Annotated in this window: 15 protein-coding genes; 9 read left to right on the forward strand and 6 right to left on the reverse strand. The window is 56.5% G+C overall.

Annotated features, from left to right (window positions below; translation table 11 throughout):
• Positions 1-57: 57 nt before the first annotated feature.
• From KOE80_RS00240 to KOE80_RS00260, 5 genes are read left to right on the forward strand one after another with little or no spacing between them, the layout of a single operon-like run.
• Positions 58-939: a VOC family protein gene (locus KOE80_RS00240; protein ID WP_226348047.1), complete on the forward strand. Its 882-nt coding sequence runs from the start codon at positions 58-60 to the stop codon at positions 937-939.
• Positions 940-958: 19 nt separating this feature from the next.
• Positions 959-2,626, forward strand: coding sequence for an AMP-binding protein (locus KOE80_RS00245; RefSeq protein WP_226348048.1), 1,668 nt, complete (start codon positions 959-961; stop codon positions 2,624-2,626).
• Between the two features lie 8 nt (positions 2,627-2,634).
• Positions 2,635-3,120 (forward strand): acyl-CoA thioesterase, encoded by a 486-nt coding sequence (locus tag KOE80_RS00250; protein ID WP_413228913.1) that lies wholly within the window; start codon positions 2,635-2,637, stop codon positions 3,118-3,120.
• Positions 3,117-4,253: an FAD-dependent monooxygenase gene (locus KOE80_RS00255; RefSeq protein WP_226348050.1), complete on the forward strand. Its 1,137-nt coding sequence runs from the start codon at positions 3,117-3,119 to the stop codon at positions 4,251-4,253. The genes KOE80_RS00250 and KOE80_RS00255 overlap by 4 nt, the downstream gene beginning before the upstream one ends.
• 11 nt (positions 4,254-4,264) lie before the next feature.
• Complete coding sequence (locus tag KOE80_RS00260) at positions 4,265-5,653, forward strand: MFS transporter (RefSeq protein WP_226348051.1); 1,389 nt, start codon at positions 4,265-4,267, stop codon at positions 5,651-5,653.
• Between the two features lie 244 nt (positions 5,654-5,897).
• Here the strand turns inward: KOE80_RS00260 and KOE80_RS00265 are convergent, their stop codons facing one another.
• Genes KOE80_RS00265 through KOE80_RS00275 form a run of 3 tightly spaced genes read right to left on the reverse strand, consistent with a single transcriptional unit; the run spans position 5,898 to position 9,828 of the window.
• Positions 5,898-6,902: an asparaginase gene (locus KOE80_RS00265; protein WP_226348052.1), complete on the reverse strand. Its 1,005-nt coding sequence runs from the start codon at positions 6,900-6,902 to the stop codon at positions 5,898-5,900.
• Positions 6,899-8,302 carry an aspartate ammonia-lyase gene (locus KOE80_RS00270; protein WP_226348053.1) on the reverse strand — a complete coding sequence of 468 codons (1,404 nt, stop codon included), beginning with the start codon at positions 8,300-8,302 and terminating at the stop codon, positions 6,899-6,901. Before KOE80_RS00270 ends, KOE80_RS00265 begins: the two co-directional genes overlap by 4 nt.
• 59 nt (positions 8,303-8,361) lie before the next feature.
• Complete coding sequence (locus KOE80_RS00275; protein WP_226348054.1) at positions 8,362-9,828, reverse strand: alanine/glycine:cation symporter family protein; 1,467 nt, start codon at positions 9,826-9,828, stop codon at positions 8,362-8,364.
• Positions 9,829-10,138: 310 nt separating this feature from the next.
• Here KOE80_RS00275 and KOE80_RS00280 point away from each other — a divergent pair, with 310 nt between their 5' ends.
• Positions 10,139-10,951, forward strand: a complete 813-nt coding sequence (locus tag KOE80_RS00280; RefSeq protein ID WP_226348055.1) for a helix-turn-helix domain-containing protein — start codon at positions 10,139-10,141, stop codon at positions 10,949-10,951.
• A gap of 60 nt (positions 10,952-11,011) precedes the next feature.
• Here KOE80_RS00280 and KOE80_RS00285 read toward each other — a convergent pair whose 3' ends face one another.
• Both KOE80_RS00285 and KOE80_RS00290 read right to left on the reverse strand, forming a co-directional pair.
• The gene (locus KOE80_RS00285; RefSeq protein WP_226348056.1) at positions 11,012-12,574 is read right to left on the reverse strand and encodes a sulfatase-like hydrolase/transferase; all 1,563 of its coding nucleotides are present in this window, start codon (positions 12,572-12,574) and stop codon (positions 11,012-11,014) included.
• An 18-nt stretch (positions 12,575-12,592) separates the two neighbouring features.
• On the reverse strand, positions 12,593-13,570 hold the full coding sequence (locus tag KOE80_RS00290; protein ID WP_226348057.1) for a tripartite tricarboxylate transporter substrate-binding protein: 978 nt from the start codon (positions 13,568-13,570) through the stop codon (positions 12,593-12,595).
• Positions 13,571-13,672: 102 nt separating this feature from the next.
• On the opposite strand from KOE80_RS00290, the gene KOE80_RS00295 reads away from it, so the two are divergent.
• The 3 genes from KOE80_RS00295 (at position 13,673) to KOE80_RS00305 (ending at position 15,949) form a co-directional block, all read left to right on the forward strand.
• Positions 13,673-14,194 (forward strand): MarR family winged helix-turn-helix transcriptional regulator, encoded by a 522-nt coding sequence (locus tag KOE80_RS00295; protein WP_063689037.1) that lies wholly within the window; start codon positions 13,673-13,675, stop codon positions 14,192-14,194.
• 94 nt (positions 14,195-14,288) lie between these two features.
• Positions 14,289-15,290, forward strand: a complete 1,002-nt coding sequence (locus KOE80_RS00300; RefSeq protein WP_226348058.1) for a 2Fe-2S iron-sulfur cluster-binding protein — start codon at positions 14,289-14,291, stop codon at positions 15,288-15,290.
• A gap of 161 nt (positions 15,291-15,451) precedes the next feature.
• A complete protein-coding gene (locus KOE80_RS00305) occupies positions 15,452-15,949 on the forward strand; it encodes a GNAT family N-acetyltransferase (RefSeq protein WP_226348059.1) in 498 nt (165 codons plus the stop codon).
• 88 nt (positions 15,950-16,037) lie between these two features.
• Here KOE80_RS00305 and KOE80_RS00310 read toward each other — a convergent pair whose 3' ends face one another.
• Positions 16,038-18,290 (reverse strand): TonB-dependent receptor, encoded by a 2,253-nt coding sequence (locus KOE80_RS00310; protein ID WP_226348060.1) that lies wholly within the window; start codon positions 18,288-18,290, stop codon positions 16,038-16,040.
• Positions 18,291-18,388: the final 98 nt, after the last annotated feature.

Genomic DNA, 18,388 nt, shown 5'->3' on the forward strand with positions numbered 1-18,388 from the left:
ACTAAGGCGCTATCTCACCCCATTCCAGATACATCCTGTTCTCAAGGAGGGCTAACTATGCCTGAACGTAATCTTCCTCGTCTGACTTTACTCGGTGTGGACCATACTGCTCGCCCTACGTGGCGTCTGCGTGAAACGGTAGAGTTTTATCGAGACAAACTGGGTTTGCCATTGGTGCATGTGATCTCGGCACGTGGCTGGGGGCCAACAACCCATCCTGATTTTCTGCATTTTTTCTTTGATAGCGGCAATGGCAGCACCATTGCGTTTTTCTACTATTTGGGATCTCAGGAGCCGGCAGGAATGCGTACTCGCGCAGCGGCTCGTCCTTTGCCCGACGATCATGAAGCAGATGCCACCCATACCGCCTGGCTAGTGGATGGGCCACAAGAGTTGCGTGCCTGGAAAGAGCGGTTGGAAGCGCAGAACCTGGACGTTTCCGTGGAAACCCGCCATGAAGTGATCGAGTCGATTTATGTGCGCGACCCTAACGGTTACTTCGTGGAATTTACGCATAAGTTGCGCCCATTGACGCAGTTGGATGCTCTGGATGCGCAGATTACGTTGGAGGCGGCCATGGCCTTGGAAGATCAGGCCTTCGCCAAGGGACAGCTATTGACGGATATTGATGTGGTCTGGAATCAAAAAGCCCAGCTGGTCGGCCAGCATGAGCAAGTCGAAAGCGCGGCGGTCCGTGTGTTTGTGCCCCGAGTCGATGAGTTTTCTTCCTTGATTCGTTCTGCTGAGCAGCATCCGGACTGCAAGATCCTGGCGGGCAAGGATTACGACATTATCCAAGCCAGCGGCCCGATTGAGTTTGAGCGCAAAGCCTTGGGGCTGAAACCGGCGCTTTGGTATGGCATGTTCACCGGTGGCTTGGATGGCCGTATCGAGCGTTTCGACCGAGATGTCGTGCGCTTAGTGCCGTTGCAGGGCTAGTCAGGGCGGGAGGAGACAAATGAACAATATCAATTACCCCATTGACGGCGTTGTTTACCCTAGTGCAGAACGTGCGCAAGCGGCCTTGGCGAGCGGCTCATGGATTGGCAGTACGGTGGGCGATGCCTTGCGTCATACAGCCCGTCAGTACCCGGAGCGAATGGCGTTTATCAGTGATGAGCGCAGCGTGAGCTTTGCGGATCTGGATGAGGCTAGCGAACGGCTGGCAGCAGCCTTGCTTAGTTTGGGTCTGAATCCGGGTGATCGCGCCATCTTTCAGCTTGGTACTACGGTAGAGACGGTGATTGTCTTGTTGGCGTGCTTCAAGGCAGGGATTGTGCCGGTGTGTTCCTTGCCTCAGCACCGGGAAGTCGAGATAGGGCAGTTAGCAGAACAATCCCAGGCGCGAGGATACTTCGTACAGGCTGATTTCTCGCCCAATTTTGACTTGTTGTCCTTTGCTCAAAGCATGGTGGAGCGTCATGCATCACTGCAACATCTGGTTCTGGTGCGAGGCCAGAGTACCGGCACGCCTGCCATGCAGCAACTGCTAGCCAGTGTCTCTTTTGAGGAAGCCAAGCAGAAACTGGCGCAGATCAAATTGGGGCTGTCTGATGTCTTGAGCTTCCAGCTCTCGGGTGGAACAACAGGCGTGCCCAAAATTATTCCGCGCTTTCATGCCGAATACTTGGGGCACTCTGCAGGCTGGTCTCGCCGCTATCGGATTGATGCAGATAGCCGGATCATCTGGTCGCTGCCCTTAATTCACAATGCAGGCTCGCTCTATGCCTTGATTCCACCGGTCTTGTTCGGCACCTCGGTGGTCTTGATGCCCAGGGTAGATATCAAGCGCATGCTGGATCTGATTGCCGAGCATCGTGTTACCCATGCCTTGTCGATCGGGCCGATTGCCCCACAACTGATGGCTTATCCAGATATCGCCAGCCATGACCTGTCGTCTTTGAAACTGTTTTCCACGATGAGTCGTGCTGACTCCCTGGAGAAGCATCTGGGCCTGCCTTGTTCCAACTTGTACGGTATTACGGAAGGGCTGTTGTTGGGCTCTCCAGCAGATGCTCCGGATGTCGTGCGTCACGCAACCCAGGGTAGTTCAGGCTGCGCTGATGATGAGATCCGTCTGTTCAAACCAACTCTGGAGGAGTTGGCACCTGAGGGTGAAGTAGGCGAGCTGTGTTTTCGTGGGCCGTCCAGCCTGACGGGGTACTTTGCCAATCCGCAGGCCAACGAAACCTCTTTTACCCGCGATGGTTTTTATCGCACCGGGGACATGGTCAAAGCTCACCGTATTGATGGTGTCGTGTACTACTCCTTTGAAGGCCGTTTGCACGATAACGTGAATCGGGGTGGGGAAAAAATTGGCTGTGAAGAGGTAGAAGCCCATGTCAGTCAGCATCCTGCCGTGTCCGACGCGAAACTGGTCGCCATGCCGGATCCTTTTTATGGTGAAAAGGCCTGCGTATTTATTATTCCTCGCCCTGGCCATCAGGCACCGGACGTCAAGGAACTGGCGCAATTCCTGATTGGGCGAGGGCTGGCGAAATACAAGTGCCCGGAGCGCGTAGAGAGTCTGGAAGAGTTCCCTTTGACCCGTGTTGGCAAGGTCGATAAACCGGCCATGAAGCGGCGTATTGCCCAGATGCTGGAGCAGGAGGCACCTGAATCATGAGCGTCACTATGACTCCACTGGAATACGTGCTTCATCAACGTCCTCTTGTTGTGCGCCGTCGAGTGCGTTGGGGGGAGTGTGACCCCGCAGGCGTGGTCTATACCGCTACGTTCTCCGACTATGTCATTGCAGCGGCCGAGCTGTTTTATGGCGAGTTGTTCGGCACCACGCCACAACAGGGCAAGAGCGAGCAGGGGTTCGGGACACCCACCCGCGCCTTGTCATTCGACTTCCTGCGTTCGCTGCGTCCGGATGAAGCATTCGACATGGCCGTGCATGTGCTGGAGGTCAGAACCCGAACCTATGTTCTGCAGATCGTCGCTACCACTCCGCAAGGGGAACCCGTCTTTACAGCACAGCTGACGCCTGTCTGTGTGCAACGCCCTGAACGTCAATCCATTCCTGTTCCAGAGAGTTTTCGCGAAGCATTGCTGGCTTATCAGCGCGAATGCAATGACTCTTTCTCTCGCCCACTGAATAAGGCCGCATCATGAAAATTACGATTATTGGCGCTGGCCCAGCAGGCCTGTACTTCGCTTTGCTTGCTAAAAAGCACATGCCATCGCATGAAATCCAGGTATTTGAGCAAAACCCCGAAGGCGCGACCTATGGTTGGGGAGTCGTATTCTCTGACATCGGCCTGTCGTTTCTGCAAAAGGCTGACCCGGATTTCTATCAAGAGTTCATTGCACATCATGAGCGCTGCGACTATATGGAAATCGTGCATCAGTCTTGTCATGTACAAGTGCATGGCAATCATTTTTCGCGCACATCGCGTATCGACATGCTGCGTGTATTGCAGCAAGCCTGTCAGAGGGAGGGCATCCGGATTCACTACGAACAGCGTATTGAGGATGTTCGTAAGCTGGCTGCCGAGTGTGATGTGCTGATCGCTGCGGATGGTGGCAACAGTGCCGTGCGCACGCAAATGGCCGAGCACTTTCGCCCCAGCTTTACCCGCCGCCGGAACAAGTTTGCCTGGTATGGCACGCATCAGCGTTTTCATCCCGTCACGCTGATTTTCCGTGACACTCCTTATGGCGTATTCATTGCCCATAGCTACCAATACAGCCCGGAATTGTCGACTTTCCTGGTCGAGGTTGATCCTGAAACCTGGGAGCGCGCTGGCCTGCACGAGGCCAGTGAAGAGGAAAGCCGCCGCTTCTGCGCCGACGTGTTTCGCACGGAGCTGGGCAGCAATGAGCTGCTGAGCAATCGATCCTTGTGGTTCGAGGCCAATATTGTCAGTAACGAGAACTGGTATCACGACAATGTGGTGTTGCTGGGTGATGCCCTGCGTACCGTGCATTTCTCGCTGGGGTCTGGAACACGCATGGCCATGCAGGATGCGATTGCCTTGCACCAAGGCCTGGTGGCTCATCCAGGGGATATTCAAGCTGCATTTGCCGCTTTCCGTGCGGCGCGGGACACCTCATCGAGCAGCTTCCAGCAGTCGGCCAGCTTGAGCCTGGATTGGTACGAGAACGTGGCCGACAAAATGCATCTGGATCCCGTCGCTTTTGCCTATGACTACATGCGCCGCACCGGCAAAGTTAGCCACGAGGACTTGCAGCAGCGCGACCCCTTGTTCACCGCCGCCTATGAAGCATTGCATTTGACGCAATAAGGACTTCTCTCATGACTACGAAAATTATCAACGTGGTGGACACGATTGATCGCAGCCGCTTGGGCAGACTGCAGTATTTCGTGCTTGGCCTATGTATGCTCAGCTTGATTATTGATGGCTTTGATGTTCAGGCAATGGGCTATGTCGCACCGGCGATCATCAAACAATGGGGGATTGCCAAAGCAGATCTTGGTCCGGTGTTTGGTGCGGGCTTGATGGGCATGGCGATTGGTGCCTTGACCCTGGGGCCAGTAGCAGACCGGATCGGTCGCCGCCCTGTGCTGATCGGCTCCATGTTTTGCCTATCCGTGTGCATGTTGGCCACAGCGTATGCCAGCTCAATCAATGAGTTGTTGGTACTGCGTTTTCTGACCGGACTTAGCATGGGTACCATCATTCCCAATGCAGTGGCCTTGGCTGGGGAGTTCAGCCCAGCTCGGGTACGGGTCACCCTGATGATGATCACCTCATCGGGTTTTATTGTCGGAGGGGCAGTAGGGGGAGCCATTGCCGCGGCTGTCATTCCAGTTTATGGCTGGTCATTTGTGTTTATTGCGGGTGCGGTAGCGCCTTTACTGCTGGCGATTGTGATGTTGGTTTCCATGCCGGAATCCCTGCAGTTTCTGGCCATGCAGCGCAATCGGGTACAGCAAATCCGCCGGACTCTTGCACGCATTGATCCGCAGCTGGACATGCCCGCGGATAGTACCTTTTCCATCCCGGAGAAAAAGAAGTCGGGTGTGCCTTTCATGCACTTGTTTCGTGATGGTCTGGGAACCGGAACAGTCCTGCTCTGGGTCGTGAATTTCATGAATCTGCTTGCCGCTTACTTCCTGGCAAACTGGCTGCCGGTCATCATGAGTGAGGCAGGGCACTCCACATCACAAGCCGTGCTCGCCGGGACGTTCTTCTGGCTGGGGGGAATGGTCGGGAATCTCTTGCTGGGCTGGTGTGTAGATCGCCGAGGTTTTGGTCCCACGTTGACGCTGACCTTTATCGGCGCGGCATTGATGATCGTCGTGATCGGCCAGGTTGCGGCATCCATGTCGATGGCAGGGTTGGTGATTGCTGCCGCCGGGTTTTGTGTCCTGGGTGGGCAGACCGCTTTGAATGCGTTGGCAGCGGTGTATTACCCGACCTCAGTACGTTCCACAGGCATGGGGTGGGCGATGGGCATAGGGCGGTTCGGTTCTATTTTTGGTCCGGTGATTGGAGGGGAGCTGATGCGTTTCAACTGGAGTACATCCAACCTTTTCATTGCCGCTGCAGTGCCTGCCGTGATCGCACTGTTTGCTGTGTTGGCATTTTGGCGACTGGGCAGCCTGCCTGCCACGGCAAGGTCAGTTGCAGGTCTGTCAACCATTCCGTGTTCAAGGCAGGTTGCCCCCAGTCGGCGGTAATATTGCACAGGGCCAATCAGATCAGTTCAGTAGCAGCGTCTTTACAGGGGGCAGGGCCCCGTGTCCTGATGATTTTACGCAGTGGCACAGTGATGCTCTCGATGGCGTGAGTAGCGTAAATCACACTAGGCTCCCTGAGCGGGCCGGTCAGTGATGCGGATTTGTCAGTTGGGGTAAGGCACCGCTCTGGCCGGTCCAGTATCTAGTGTGTCAGTGCATGGAGCGGCGCTCTTTGGTCTTGGACTTAAGACATTTCACCACACAGGGGAATGCGAAATTGCACGCGCACTTGTTGAGGGTCGCGGTGTAGGGCAAGCAAAATGTGTAGCTTGGCAAAGGCGGCTTCAAGCGTCATATCCGATGCGGAAATGATACCGATACGCTCGAGTGTGGAGCTGGTGGCGTAGGTGCCATGTACCACCGATCCTTGCGCACATTGTGTTCGGTTGACCACCACAATGCCGCTTTCAACGGCGCGGGCCAGGGCTTGGAGCAAGGATGGATCGGCGTCGGGTAGGTTGCCTGTTCCGTAACTGCACAGGATCAGGCCCCGTAAGGCCGGTGCCTGGGTTAAGGCCTCAATCTGTGTAGCGCAAAGCCCAGGGTACACGGTCAAGACGGTCACGGCATGGTCGTCTAGTGTGTCGATGTGGGTGTTGGGCATTGGCCCTGTTGGTGGGGCAGGCAGTTGTGATGGCAAGCTGATACCGGCTCGTGCCAAGGGCGCGGCATTGGGCGAGCTGAACGCCTGAAAGTCGGTACTGCTTGATTTTGTGCTGCGGTTGCCCTGGAGCAGGACGCCTCCAAAAAAAATAGTGACACCACGATTTGCTGGGGAACTGGCCAGAATCAGTGCCGTACCCAGATTGGCCAGCGCATCGCTGCGTGGTTCAAGTAAGGGGATTTGCGCGCCCGTCAGAATAATGGGGCGGTCGGCACTCTGGAACATGAACGACAGGGCACTGGCTGTCCATGCCAGGGTATCGGTGCCGTGCAAGATGACAAAACCGTCATACTGGTTCCAGTGCGTACGTAATGTTCTGGCTATCCGCGCCCAATGTGAGGGCAGTAAGTTGGCGCTGTCAATTAAGGGGGCCAGTTCGATAAGGTCGTAGTCGGGCAGCCCTGAAAGAGTAGCCATGTGTTGGGGCACGATGGCGCTGAACCGGGTCATTGGGCGATATCCTTGCGGGCTACGCTCCATGCCAATGGTGCCACCTGTGTGCAGCATCAGGATACGGCCACTCATGTGCTGCACCCTGCGGTCTTGAACATGGATTGTGGGCAGAGCAAGGCATCCAGTTTGGTTTCGCTCAGTAGTCCTTCACGCAGTACCAGAGTGCGTACTGTATCGCCGCTGTGCAGGGCTTGGGCGGCGATGCGTGAGGCGTTGCTGTATCCAATATGTGGGACCAGGGCCGTAATAACACCGATACTGCGTTCAACCTGTGCCAGGCACTGGGCACGATCGGCGCGGATTCCACGTATGCAGCGTTCATCCAGCATGCGGCATGCTGCCGCCAGAAGGTTGATGGAGGACAGCAGGTTGTAGGCAATCAGTGGTTCCATGGCATTGAGCTCAAGCTGCCCTGATTCGGCGGCCAGGGTGACGGCCAGATCGTTGCCAATGACTTGATAGGCTGTTTGGTTGACGGCTTCGGGAATGACGGGGTTAACCTTGCCCGGCATGATGGACGAGCCTGGTTGCATCGGGGGGAGATGAATTTCTCCGATCCCGGTGCGCGGGCCGCTAGAGAGCAGGCGCAGATCATTGGCTATTTTGGATAGTTTGATGGCTAGACGTTTGAGTACTGCAGAAAACAGGACGAAGGCGCCCATATCCGAGCTGGCCTCCACCAGATTTTTAGCCGATACGATGGGTTTGCCCGATAGACGGGCCAGGTGCCGCACCGCCAGCGCAGCGTAGCCGGGGGGCGCGTTAAGGCCAGTGCCAATTGCGGTGCCGCCCAAATTGACTTCGCACAACAGGCGGCAGGTATCGTGCAGTCGTTCAATGTCCTCCTCAAGGGTTACCGTAAAAGCGTCAAACTCCATGCCCAATGTCATGGGTACGGCATCCTGCATTTGGGTGCGGCCCATTTTAATGACATCGGCGAACTCTGTGCCCTTGGCTTGCAGGGCTTGTGTGAGGTTGTGGACTGCTTCGATCAAAGGCTCGACGGCAAATTGTAGGGCGACCCGTACCGCGCTTGGGTAGGCGTCATTGGTCGATTGCGACTTATTGACATCGTCATTAGGATGCAGGTGCGCGTATGTGCCTTTGGCGTGGCCCAGCTTTGCCAGTGCCAGATTGGCGATGACTTCATTGGCATTCATATTGGTTGAGGTCCCGGCCCCCCCCTGGATCATGTCCACCACAAATGCCTCATGGTGGTGTCCGTTGATGATGTCGGTGCACGCGGCAACAATGGCCTGCGCTTTGGGCGGCTCAAGTAGACCCAGCTCCTGGTTGGCGTGGGCGGCAGCGGCTTTGACGGTTGCCAGCGCACGGATTAATGCGGGGAAATGATGGAGCGAGACGCTTGTAATGGCAAAGTTCTCTACAGCACGTTGGGTTTGAATGCCGTACCAGGTATTGGCAGGCAGCGTCATCTCTCCGAGCAGATCGTGTTCGATGCGGGTGTTCATGATTCCATCTCTTCAGGGCAGGGCCTGGCGCAACAGGCGCCAGACCGATCAACGTGTTGTTAGTGTTGGCTTGTAATCAGTTGCGGGGCGCTTACATCCTTGCGTTCGTCCTGCTCATTCAGGCGCCAGGTGTCGATATCAATATTCATGTCGGCAAAGTGTACGGCCTTGAATTCAGGCTCGATTACATTGGCTTGTATCTGTGCGTCGTAGTCGCGCATCAGGCGTAGCCCAGGTTTGAACAACATGACCAGAGCGAACAAGTTGGTCAGGGCCAGCAAGCCCATCGTAATGTCGGCAAAGGCAAATACCGTGCTCAAATCGTTGGTCGCTCCCCAGCCACATAGTGCGATTACGGCGGTACGGTAGACGATCAGTAGTGGGCGGTTGTTGTTGCTGAACCAGCTCAGGCTGTTCTCGCCCAGAAAGGAATTGTAGATAACGGTGGTAAAGCCAAACAGCATCAGCGCGATACTGACAAAGACTCGTCCCCATTCACCGACGTGGCTGGCCAAAGACGACTGAGTCAGTGCGACACCCCCAATCTCGGCGCTCATTCCAGGTTGATATACGGTGCCGCACAGGATGATAAAGGCGGTGCACGAGCATACGATCAGGGTGTCGATAAATACGGAAAAGGCTTGCACAATTCCCTGGCTGGCAGGGTGGCGTACATAGGCCACAGCCGCCACATTGGGCGCACTACCCAAACCGGCTTCATTAGAGAACAGACCGCGTTTGACACCCATGACAATGGCGGCACCAATACCGCCGCCAATCGCTGGTTCCAAGCCAAATGCACTTTTGACGATCAGTGTGAACACATTGCCTAATTGGTCGATGTTGAGTGCCATGACGAATAGCGTAATGGTGATATAGCCGACCGTCATGACCGGGACCAGAATCTCGGCGGCTTTGGCGATGCGTTTGATGCCTCCAAAAATGATCGTGCCAGTAAGCAGGGCAAGGATAAGGCCGGTGGTCCAGACTGGAATGCCGAAGGCATCGTTGATCGAGTTGGCGACGGCATAGGATTGCACGGCGTTAAAGCCAAACCCGAAGGTCAGCAAGAGCAGCATCGAATAGACTGTGGCCAGCCATTTCCAGCGCGTTCCCATACCACGGGCGATGTAGTGGGCAGGTCCACCCCGGAAGGTGCCGTCGGGTTCCCGTATTTTGTACGCCTGGGCCAGGGTACATTCAAAGTAGCTGGTAGCCATGCCAACCAGCCCAACCATCCACATCCAGAATATGGCGCCTGGCCCACCCAGGGTAATGGCCACGGCGACTCCGGCAATGTTGCCTCCACCAACGCGGCCAGCCACAGAGAGCATCAGCGCCTGAAAAGAGTTCAGGTGGCCGCTTTTATCGTGGGCAAACGCCTGGCTTGCTCCCAGAATACGGAACATGCGGCCAAAGTACCGGAATTGAACAAACCGCGAGGCAATGGTGAACCAGAGGCCAATACCCACCAGGGTAACGATGAGTACTTTGGACCAGAGAAGATCATTGAGCATTTCAAGCATGGCTACCCCCGTTTTTTGGAGGGTCGTCATGCGGCAGGGCGAATAAGGTGAAGTTGCCGGGCACGGCAACCCACGCCAGAGCGAGGCTCGGGTAAGTGTGCATCTGATGTCTCCTTGCGGCTGAGTGCCGTCGTTGTCGCTTTCATCTGCCTGAGCGGCGAATGTCGAGACATTGCAACATTGTGGCGGCCGAAATTGAATTTGGCACTTTGCATCAGATTGGTGCTAAATGATGTGAAAGTAGCGTCATACTGCGCCATATGCTGAAAGCAATTATGATTCACGTACACCGTTCTTGAAGGACAGCGCCATGCATGAGGACTTCGCACGTAATTTGCGTTTGCTGTGTACTTTTTACAGTTCTGTGGCTGAAGTGTGCCGCCGTCTTGGTATCAATCGCTCTCAGTTCAATCGCTACCTGAGCGGGCGCTACCGCCCCTCGGCCCATACGCTGCGCCGATGTTGTGAGTTTTTTGGGGTGGAAGAGCACGAAATCTTGATGCCCAGTACGCAGTTTGAGTTGTTGGTACAGGTTCGCCCCAAACAGTCCCTGCCTGATGACAGCCAGGTACCGGAGGCCCCGCATCTGGCGCATCTGAAACAGATCGGGACAGTTGCCCTGGATAAGTATCTGGGCTACTACTTCGAAACCTATTTGTCGATGGCGTATCCGGGGCAGGTGTTACGCACTTTGGTGTATGTGGAAAAGCGCGACGAGCGTGTCTACTATCAACGCACCGAGCGCCTCAGAGAGCACGCGCAGAGCAAGGCGTATCGCGGTGTTTACCGAGGCCTGGTGCATATGCTGACGGATCGCATTTTTTTGACGGATTATGAAACCTTGACCAGTTTGGAGATGACGCAGACGATTCTGTTTCCTTCGTTTAAGAATCGGATCACGCGTTTAACGGGCCTGAAGCTGGGGGTGTCCGGCAGTGGCGAACGTATTCCGTGTTGTACGCGGGTGGTCTATGAGTATCTTGGTGCGGCGATCAATATGCGTCAGGCTTTGCGTTTGTGTGGTTTGTATGCCCCGGACGATCCGCGCCTGGATGAGTCAACCCGCCTGTCAGTGCGTAATGACATTGGCCCTGGTGAGTGGCATTTGCGCGGGCGTTACTAGGCTGATCGCTTGCTTTTGGTCTGCCATCTGAAAACGCCAGACCAGCCAAGTCTCCAGGCTTTACCACTGCCCGAAAAACACTCCTGCCTTTTTATACGCATTCGTACCGCGTTCAACCTCTTCTTCTGTGACAGTGGTACGGCGTTTCAGGCTCGTGAACCATTGCAGCAAGCGTTCCCGGCATTCCTCACGTATATGCTCATGGTCAGCAGAGCGGCCCAGATCGTTGAACTGTTCTGGGTCTGCATGCAAATCGTAAAGCTGCTCAGGCTCGTCCAGCCAATACACATAGCGCCAGCGGTCGCTGCGCAGGGACCAGGCTCTGGCATTGGACGGTGATTTGTCACGTATCACGCGTGCCAGGCGATAGCTGTAGTCCAGTTCGGAAAACACGCAGTCGCGCCACGGGGGCTGGGCGCCGTGCAGCAGGGGTAGAAGGTTTCGCCCCTCAAGACGGTGCGTGGCCAGCGGCAGGCCCAGCCACGAGAGCATGGTGGGTAGCACATCCACGGCTTCGACCATTCTGTCATCCACTGTTCCCCGCGTAGCATTCGCCTCCGGTGACGGGTCGTAGACGATGAAAGGCACGCGCTGCACGGTGTCGTAGAACAGCTCTTTCTCGCCTAGCCAATGGTCGCCCAGGAAATCCCCATGGTCGGCGGTGAAGATGATCAGGGTGTTGTCCATCAGGCCATTGCGGGACATGAAGTCGAACAAGCGGCCCAGGTGGTCGTCCAATTGAGTGATCAGCCCCTGGTAGGCGGGCCGGACCGTCTCCACGCAGGTGTCGCTGGAGAAGCTGACGCATTCTTCTTGCTGGCGGTAAGCCTCCACGACCGGATGCGCGTTGCTTAATTCGGCCTCGTTGCGTACTACGGGCAAGCATTGATCTGCGCTGTACATGTCGTGGTAGGGCGCAGGGGCGATGTAGGGCCAGTGTGGCTTGACGTAGCTCAGGTGCAGTACCCAGGGCTCATCCCCCATGCGCTCCATGAAGGACAGGGCCTGATCCGTCATGTAGGCGGTTTCTGAATGCTTGTCTTCCACCAGAGAGGGATAGCGAGCATTGCGCATATGCCAGCCACTGACGGCCTCTCCATCCGGCCCGCGTGCGGAGATCACAAAGTCTGTCCATGGGTCATCGGACTGATAGCCGTGGCGTCGCAGGTAAGCTGGGTAGCCACTTTCTTCGCCCGGTTCGTGGTGGCCGTCGTAGCGGTCTATCTCTTCAAAGCCGCCGGTTTTAAGCAGGCGAGCCAGTTCGCTGCCCCCATCCAGTGCCAGTCGTTCCAGCCCTTTGTGGTCGACCATGATGTGGGTTTTGCCCGCCAGCACCAGCTTGTGCCCACCGGCGCGCAAGTATTCGCCCATGGTGACTTCGCCTACCGACAAGGGTACGCGGTTCCAGGTGGCGCCGTGGGTAGAGGGATAGCGGCCCGTGTAATAGCTCATGCGGGATGGACCGCAGACTCCGGAGTTAACAAAGGCACGGTCAAAGCGTACCCCCTTGGCGGCCAGTGCATCCAGATTGGGGGTGCGAATATGAGGGTGCCCGTAGCAGGCCAGGTGATCAGCGCGTAGCTGATCGGCCATGATAAACAGGACGTTCTTGCGTTGTGTCATGTGGTTGGTGTTGCTGGTTTATTGCGTGACTTTGAAGCCGGAGGCCTGAATAACGGGAGCCCATTGCTGGCGGAATTGTTCGATGCGGACGCGGGTTTCTTCCGCATTGGCAGATACCGGGATCAATTCATTTTTCAACAGTGTCTCTTGCAGAGCCGGATCGCTGGTGACCTCCTTGATTGCCTCGCCCAGTTGGGTCACTTTGTCGGCGGGCATGGAAGCGGGGGCGAAGAGAGCATTCCAGCCGGAGGCTTCCAGCTCAACGCCGGACTGCTTCAGGGTGGGTACATCCGGCAGGGCGGCTTCGCGCTCGCTGCCCGAGGTGGCCAGAATGCGGATGCGTTTGCCTTGGTGTTGGGAAGTCAGCACGTCCAGCGTATCAATGGCCACGGGCAGAATGCCGCCGATCAGGTCGGTAATGACGGGGGCCGAGCCACGGTAGCCAATGATCTCGCCCTTGGAGCCAATCTGTTGTGACAGCATCAGGCCAAAGAAGTGAGGCAGGCTGCCGGTGGCGGGAACACCGATATTGAAGGCACCGGGGTGTTCCTTGGCCCAGGTGATCAGTTGATCCATGGTTTTAATGTCGCTGTCTGCCGATACAGCCACCCCAAAGCCGTACTCGGTCACCATGGAAACCGCCTGAAAGTCGCTGTCGGGTTTGTACGGGATGTCATTGAAAACCAGCGGGGCGACCACCATGATGGCGGGGTTGGCCAGGATCAGCACATTCTTGTCTGCTGCTGTGCTTTTGACGTACTGGGCGGCAATCCGGCCCCCTGCGCCGGTTTTGTTCTCGACCACAATAGGAATCCCCAGCTTCTTGTGCAAACCGTCCGACACAATGCGGGCGGCCCGATCTGACGCGCCTCCCGGCGCATAGGGCACAACGACTGTCAGGTTTTCAATCGGGCGTGCGGCGTGGGATGGACCAGCGAACAGCAGTCCTGACAGCAGACAGCTTGTTACCGTGGCGCGAAGGCGGTTCTGGGCCATGATTTGTCTCCTTTTTTTTGATTTCCATCAGTTTTTACCGCAGCTTACCAAGGGGGCTGATACTTGTTCTAATCAAGTATCTTCAAGGCTAAAGGTCCTTCTATGGTCAGCCCCTCTCCATCTTCTTCTACCCCGGCAAGCGCCGCTCCGGCTCCTACGCTGCCGGCCATGATGATGTTCCAGCTGTATCGGGCCTGGTCGGCAGGCAACCCGATTTTCATTCGCTTGTGCGAGGGGCGCTTCAATATCACTCGCCGTGAATGGCGCATTCTGGCTATTGCCAATATGCATCCTGCCTTGACGGGCACGGCCTTGGCCGAGGCAGCCGCATTGGATACGGCCCGTTGCTCGCGAGCGGTCAGCACCTTGTGTGAGAAGGGCCTGTTGAAGCGGACACGCGATACCAAAGACACACGTGTTGTGCATGTGTCGGTGACTGAGTTGGGTGTGCAACGCTACAAGGAAGTCATGCCGATTGTGGCCTCCCTGAATGAGGAGATCTTTCAGGACCTGAGCGCAGCAGAAATGGCGGCTTTGAGCAGCATGCTGGACCGGATCACCAGCCGGGCGGCCTTGATGCTGGAAAGTAATGTGGTGAAGGAACGCGCTAGACGAAATCGATAAGCGGGTCCACGCACCGGCTTATGACTTATGTTTCTGATTGCTTCGGGAGCAAGAGTGCAGCACTATTGCCCGAAAGGAGCTAGGAGAGGCACGCATGGCTGGCAAAACAATTCTTATCCAGCAGATACAAGAGCATATTCAGGCACAGGATCATCAAACCATTCTGCAGGCTGCGCTGGAGCGCGGGATCTCGTATCCCCACGGCTGCAAGACGGGCGTGTGTGGCGGCTGTAAAACGCGCCTGGTCAAAGGGCAGGTGGAGATGATGGAGTACTCCCGCTTTGCGCTGACCGAGGAACAAAAGGCCAGGGGACTGATTCTTGCCTGTAGAGCGGTGCCCCAAACCGATGTGACGGTGGGCTGGATAGGGACGGACGATGTTCGGGGCTTGATCCCGTCTCGCGAGCTGACGGGTACGGTGTCCTGTATCAAGGATCTGACCCACGATATCCGGCAGGTACGGATACGTCTGGATAATCAGGAGCCTTTGATCTTCTTTGCGGGGCAGTACGCGGATATCAAATTCGGGCAGGCTCCGGTGCGCAGTTACTCCATGGCCAATCGTCCGGGGGAGCCGGAACTGGATTTTTACGTGCGCCGCGTGCCGCGCGGGGTGGCCTCGGCCTATGTGCATACGGTCTTGCAGATGGGTGAGCCGGTCAGCCTGAAGGTGCCGCTAGGTTCGTCTTATTTGCGTGATGGCTATGGCGGGCCGATTCTCTGTATTGCCGGTGGAACGGGCCTGGCACCGATCAAGTCGATTGTGGAATCCGCATTGGGCTGGGGCATGAGCCAGCCTATTCATGTGTATTTCGGGGTGCGGGAGCTGCGGGATTTGTACTGTGAGGACGAGTTCAAGGCTTTGCAGGAACGTTATGCCAATCTGAGCTTTACGCCTGTGCTTTCGGGGATGCCGGTGGCATCGTACCGAAGGGGCATGGTGACTGAGGCGGTGGGCAAGGACATGCCTGATCTGAATGGCTGGAAAGTGTATGCGGCGGGGTCGCCCTCCATGGTGGATGAGGCCATTGGCATGGTGCTCAAGCGCGGCGTGAAGGTGCAGAACCTGCATGTGGATGTGTTTTTTACGCCCTGAGCAAGCCACGTCTGCATAGCAGAGCCTATGGCGATTGTTTACCATTGAGCCTTATGCGTTCCAAATCCTGTTTTACCCGTTCATCTGCATTGACTACTGTGCCTGACTCCTCCCTTTCCCTGCCTGACGGCTGCACGTTTCGTCCCCTTCAAGAATCTGAATTGAACCTGCTGTGGTCCATAGACCGCAGCGAGCGGATCGACGGTTTGTACGAGCTGCGTGATGGCGTATTGCACAAGCAAGCGGCTGATATTGATCTGCGCGGCTGGCCGGAAGGCGACCCGGAGAAATATCACCCTGAACATGAGGACGCCTTTCATCGCGGCTCCTGGTTCATGGGTGTATTCAAGGGGGGTAGCTTGCTGGCTGCCGTGGGTTTGGACAGCCTGCCTTTGGGGCCACAGGGAGATTGGCGTCAGCTATTTTTCCTGCATGTGAGCCAGTCCTTGCGAGGGCAGGGCATGGGCGTATGGCTGCTGGATCAGGCCAAGAAACAAGCTGTGGAATGGGGCGCGAAGGCGGTCTATGCCTCGGCCACGCCTTCGGTGAACACGGTGGATTTCTATATGGCTCATGGCTTTGAAATCGCGCCAGAGCCTGATCCCCGTTTGTTCGAGCTGGACCCGGAAGATATCCATCTGCTGTGTTTGCTGGATTAGAGACTTAGCCTCTTCTTCTGCAAAGAAAAAGGCCTTGCTGGCGCTGTTATCGCGCAACAAGGCCCTTCATCACACTCAGGCTTTCAGCTTAGAACTCCATCGTTGCCGACAGCATGAAGGTACGTGGTGCACCCACAGCCAGGCTGGTGAAGTGCGGTTTGGCCCAGTAAGCCTTGTTCGCCACGTTATTCACCGTGGCCCGCAAGGTCAGCGGGCGGCCGGAGATCTTGGTGCGATAGCGCGCGCCCAGATCAAACACGGTATGGCCAGGGATGGACAGGGAGTTGTCTGCACTCAGGTATTGCTTGGAGGAGGTGGTGGCGTTGGCCATCACGGTCAGACCTTGCAAGTTGGGTACATCCCATTCCACGCCCAGCTTGGCTTGCCACTTGGGCAGGCCTGTGGCCTGGCGGCCCTCTTCAGCCGGGTTGGCGGCTTTGGTGATTTCCGGATCGGAGTAAGCCACGCCACCCATCAAGCGCACGCCTTCCATGGGGGAGCCGAAAAAGCCCCATTCAATGCCCCGGTTGCGTTGCTCGCCACCAAAGGAGAACACGTTGGTAAATGGGTCGGTATAGCTGCTGGGGCGCTTGATTTCGTACAAGGCCAGGGTATGGGCAAAGTCACCCAGATCCAGCTTCAGGCCCACTTCCTTCTGCTTGGTTTTGAAGGGGGCAAAAACCTGACCTGCATTGGCGGCGGTGTTGGGAGCAATCGCGCCTTGGGACAAGCCTTCGATGTAGTTGGCGTAGACCGAGACTTGATCAGTGGCTTTCACCAGGAAAGCGACGGCGGGAGTGGTTGCGCTTTCCTTGTAGCGCTCGCCTGTACGCTGGCCGGTGGTGCCATTAAAGCTCTCGTTGATCACTTGCTGACGGCGTGCGCCCAGTGTCACTTGTACGCGGTCCTCGGCAAAGGACAGGGTGTCAGCAAAACCGATGCTCTTCAAGCGAGTTTTAGTGGTGCTGATCAGCGGAATATTGTTCGGCAAGGAAGGCTCTGGACCCCAGACGGGATCGTAGATATTGGTTTCCCATGCGGTGGGCAGCAGGTTGCGGAAGCCGCTCAGGTCGTAGTCTTCGTTGTACTGCGTGGCGTTGATCGCGAATTGATGGTTGACCGGGCCGGTTTGCAGCTTACCCATCAGACCCACTTCAGCGGTTTTGCGCCGCATTTCGTCGGCCACGCCGCTGAAGTTGATCCTGAAGTCGCCTGCGTTATTGATCACCTGACCAGCGCCCATATTGGATCTGAATTTGGTACGGCTGATACCGGCGGCGGCGTAAGCGGTGAATTGATCGTTCAGATCGAACTCGCCACGGATCATGGCGCCTTTATCGGTGGTGTCGTAAAAAGCCCAAGGCGGGTTCCACGACACATCGGGTTTGGGTGGTTTGGGCAGTTCTACGCCGGGATTCAAGGTCAGGCCGCGCGTCAGGCCGTAGGCGCGGTCTTTGCTGTGAAACAGGTCGGCAGACAAGCGGACACGCTCACCGCGCCAGTCCAGGCCCAAAGAGGTCTGGGTAATTTTCTTGTCCTGGTCTTTGACGGCAATTTCACCATCGCGGTAGGCTGTGTTCAGGCGTACACCAAACTGCTTGTCCTCGCCAAATCGACGGCCCAGATCCACGTGGCCACCAAAGTGCGAGTCGGATATATAGCTGCCTGTGACGCGAAACAGGGGATCGTCGCCTGCGCGTTTGGTGACCAGGTTGACGGCGCCGCCTGCCGAGCCTTTGGGCGGCATGCCGTTAAGCAGGGCCGAGGGGCCTTTCAGGACCTCGACGCGCTCGTAGGCTTCGGGTGAGTTGCGGTAGTAGCCGCCCATCCCGGCCAGACCGTTGACGGTGACATCACCCACATCGGAACGGAAGCCGCGGATGGAGTAGCTTTCGTTGCTCTCGCCTGCGATGCCGCTCATGAACACGCTGGGGTCGGTTTTGGCGATCACTTCGCTGATGTCACGCGCCTGTTGATCGGCTATGTATTGCTCGGTATAGCTGATGGTGTTGAAGGGCGTTTCCATGAAGTCTTTGGTGCCCAGCAAGCCGACACGTCCGCCGGTGGCGACTTGTCCGCCTGCATAGCTTTCTACAGTCTTGTCACGCTGGCCTTTGACGGTAACGGATGGCAGGGTGACGACTTCATCAGCCTGGGCAGCCGTACTGTTTTGTGCCTGCGCAGGCGAGGCCATCAAGGCCAGCGCGCTGGCTCCCAAACCCAGTATTAATGCCATTTGCACGGCGCTGAAAGTGCGGTCCAGGGCAAAGCCGGAGCGGCTGGAACTGCCGATTTTACGTATCGAGGGCGCAAACGTCCCATTGTGGCGTGGTGTGTACATGCCAGTTTCCTTTATGTAGCGGGGTGTGTTTCTTTGCTTTGATTAAGGCAAATAGAAATTGGATTGAGTCGCGTTACTGTCTATTTGCCCGTGTAAAT

Source organism: Alcaligenes sp. 13f (assembly GCF_020496585.1).
Taxonomy (GTDB): Bacteria; Pseudomonadota; Gammaproteobacteria; order Burkholderiales; family Burkholderiaceae_B; genus Alcaligenes; species Alcaligenes phenolicus.

Bases quoted from the DNA above. Each gene is read 5' to 3' on its own strand.
- KOE80_RS00240 (WP_226348047.1), top strand. From the start codon at position 58: ATGCCTGAACGTAATCTTCCTCGTCTGACTTTACTCGGTGTGGACCAT.
- KOE80_RS00245 (WP_226348048.1), top strand. From the start codon at position 959: ATGAACAATATCAATTACCCCATTGACGGCGTTGTTTACCCTAGTGCA.
- KOE80_RS00250 (WP_413228913.1), top strand. From the start codon at position 2,635: ATGACTCCACTGGAATACGTGCTTCATCAACGTCCTCTTGTTGTGCGC.
- KOE80_RS00255 (WP_226348050.1), top strand. From the start codon at position 3,117: ATGAAAATTACGATTATTGGCGCTGGCCCAGCAGGCCTGTACTTCGCT.
- KOE80_RS00260 (WP_226348051.1), top strand. From the start codon at position 4,265: ATGACTACGAAAATTATCAACGTGGTGGACACGATTGATCGCAGCCGC.
- KOE80_RS00265 (WP_226348052.1), bottom strand. From the start codon at position 6,902: ATGAGTGGCCGTATCCTGATGCTGCACACAGGTGGCACCATTGGCATG.
- KOE80_RS00270 (WP_226348053.1), bottom strand. From the start codon at position 8,302: ATGAACACCCGCATCGAACACGATCTGCTCGGAGAGATGACGCTGCCT.
- KOE80_RS00275 (WP_226348054.1), bottom strand. From the start codon at position 9,828: ATGCTTGAAATGCTCAATGATCTTCTCTGGTCCAAAGTACTCATCGTT.
- KOE80_RS00280 (WP_226348055.1), top strand. From the start codon at position 10,139: ATGCATGAGGACTTCGCACGTAATTTGCGTTTGCTGTGTACTTTTTAC.
- KOE80_RS00285 (WP_226348056.1), bottom strand. From the start codon at position 12,574: ATGACACAACGCAAGAACGTCCTGTTTATCATGGCCGATCAGCTACGC.
- KOE80_RS00290 (WP_226348057.1), bottom strand. From the start codon at position 13,570: ATGGCCCAGAACCGCCTTCGCGCCACGGTAACAAGCTGTCTGCTGTCA.
- KOE80_RS00295 (WP_063689037.1), top strand. From the start codon at position 13,673: ATGGTCAGCCCCTCTCCATCTTCTTCTACCCCGGCAAGCGCCGCTCCG.
- KOE80_RS00300 (WP_226348058.1), top strand. From the start codon at position 14,289: ATGGCTGGCAAAACAATTCTTATCCAGCAGATACAAGAGCATATTCAG.
- KOE80_RS00310 (WP_226348060.1), bottom strand. From the start codon at position 18,290: ATGTACACACCACGCCACAATGGGACGTTTGCGCCCTCGATACGTAAA.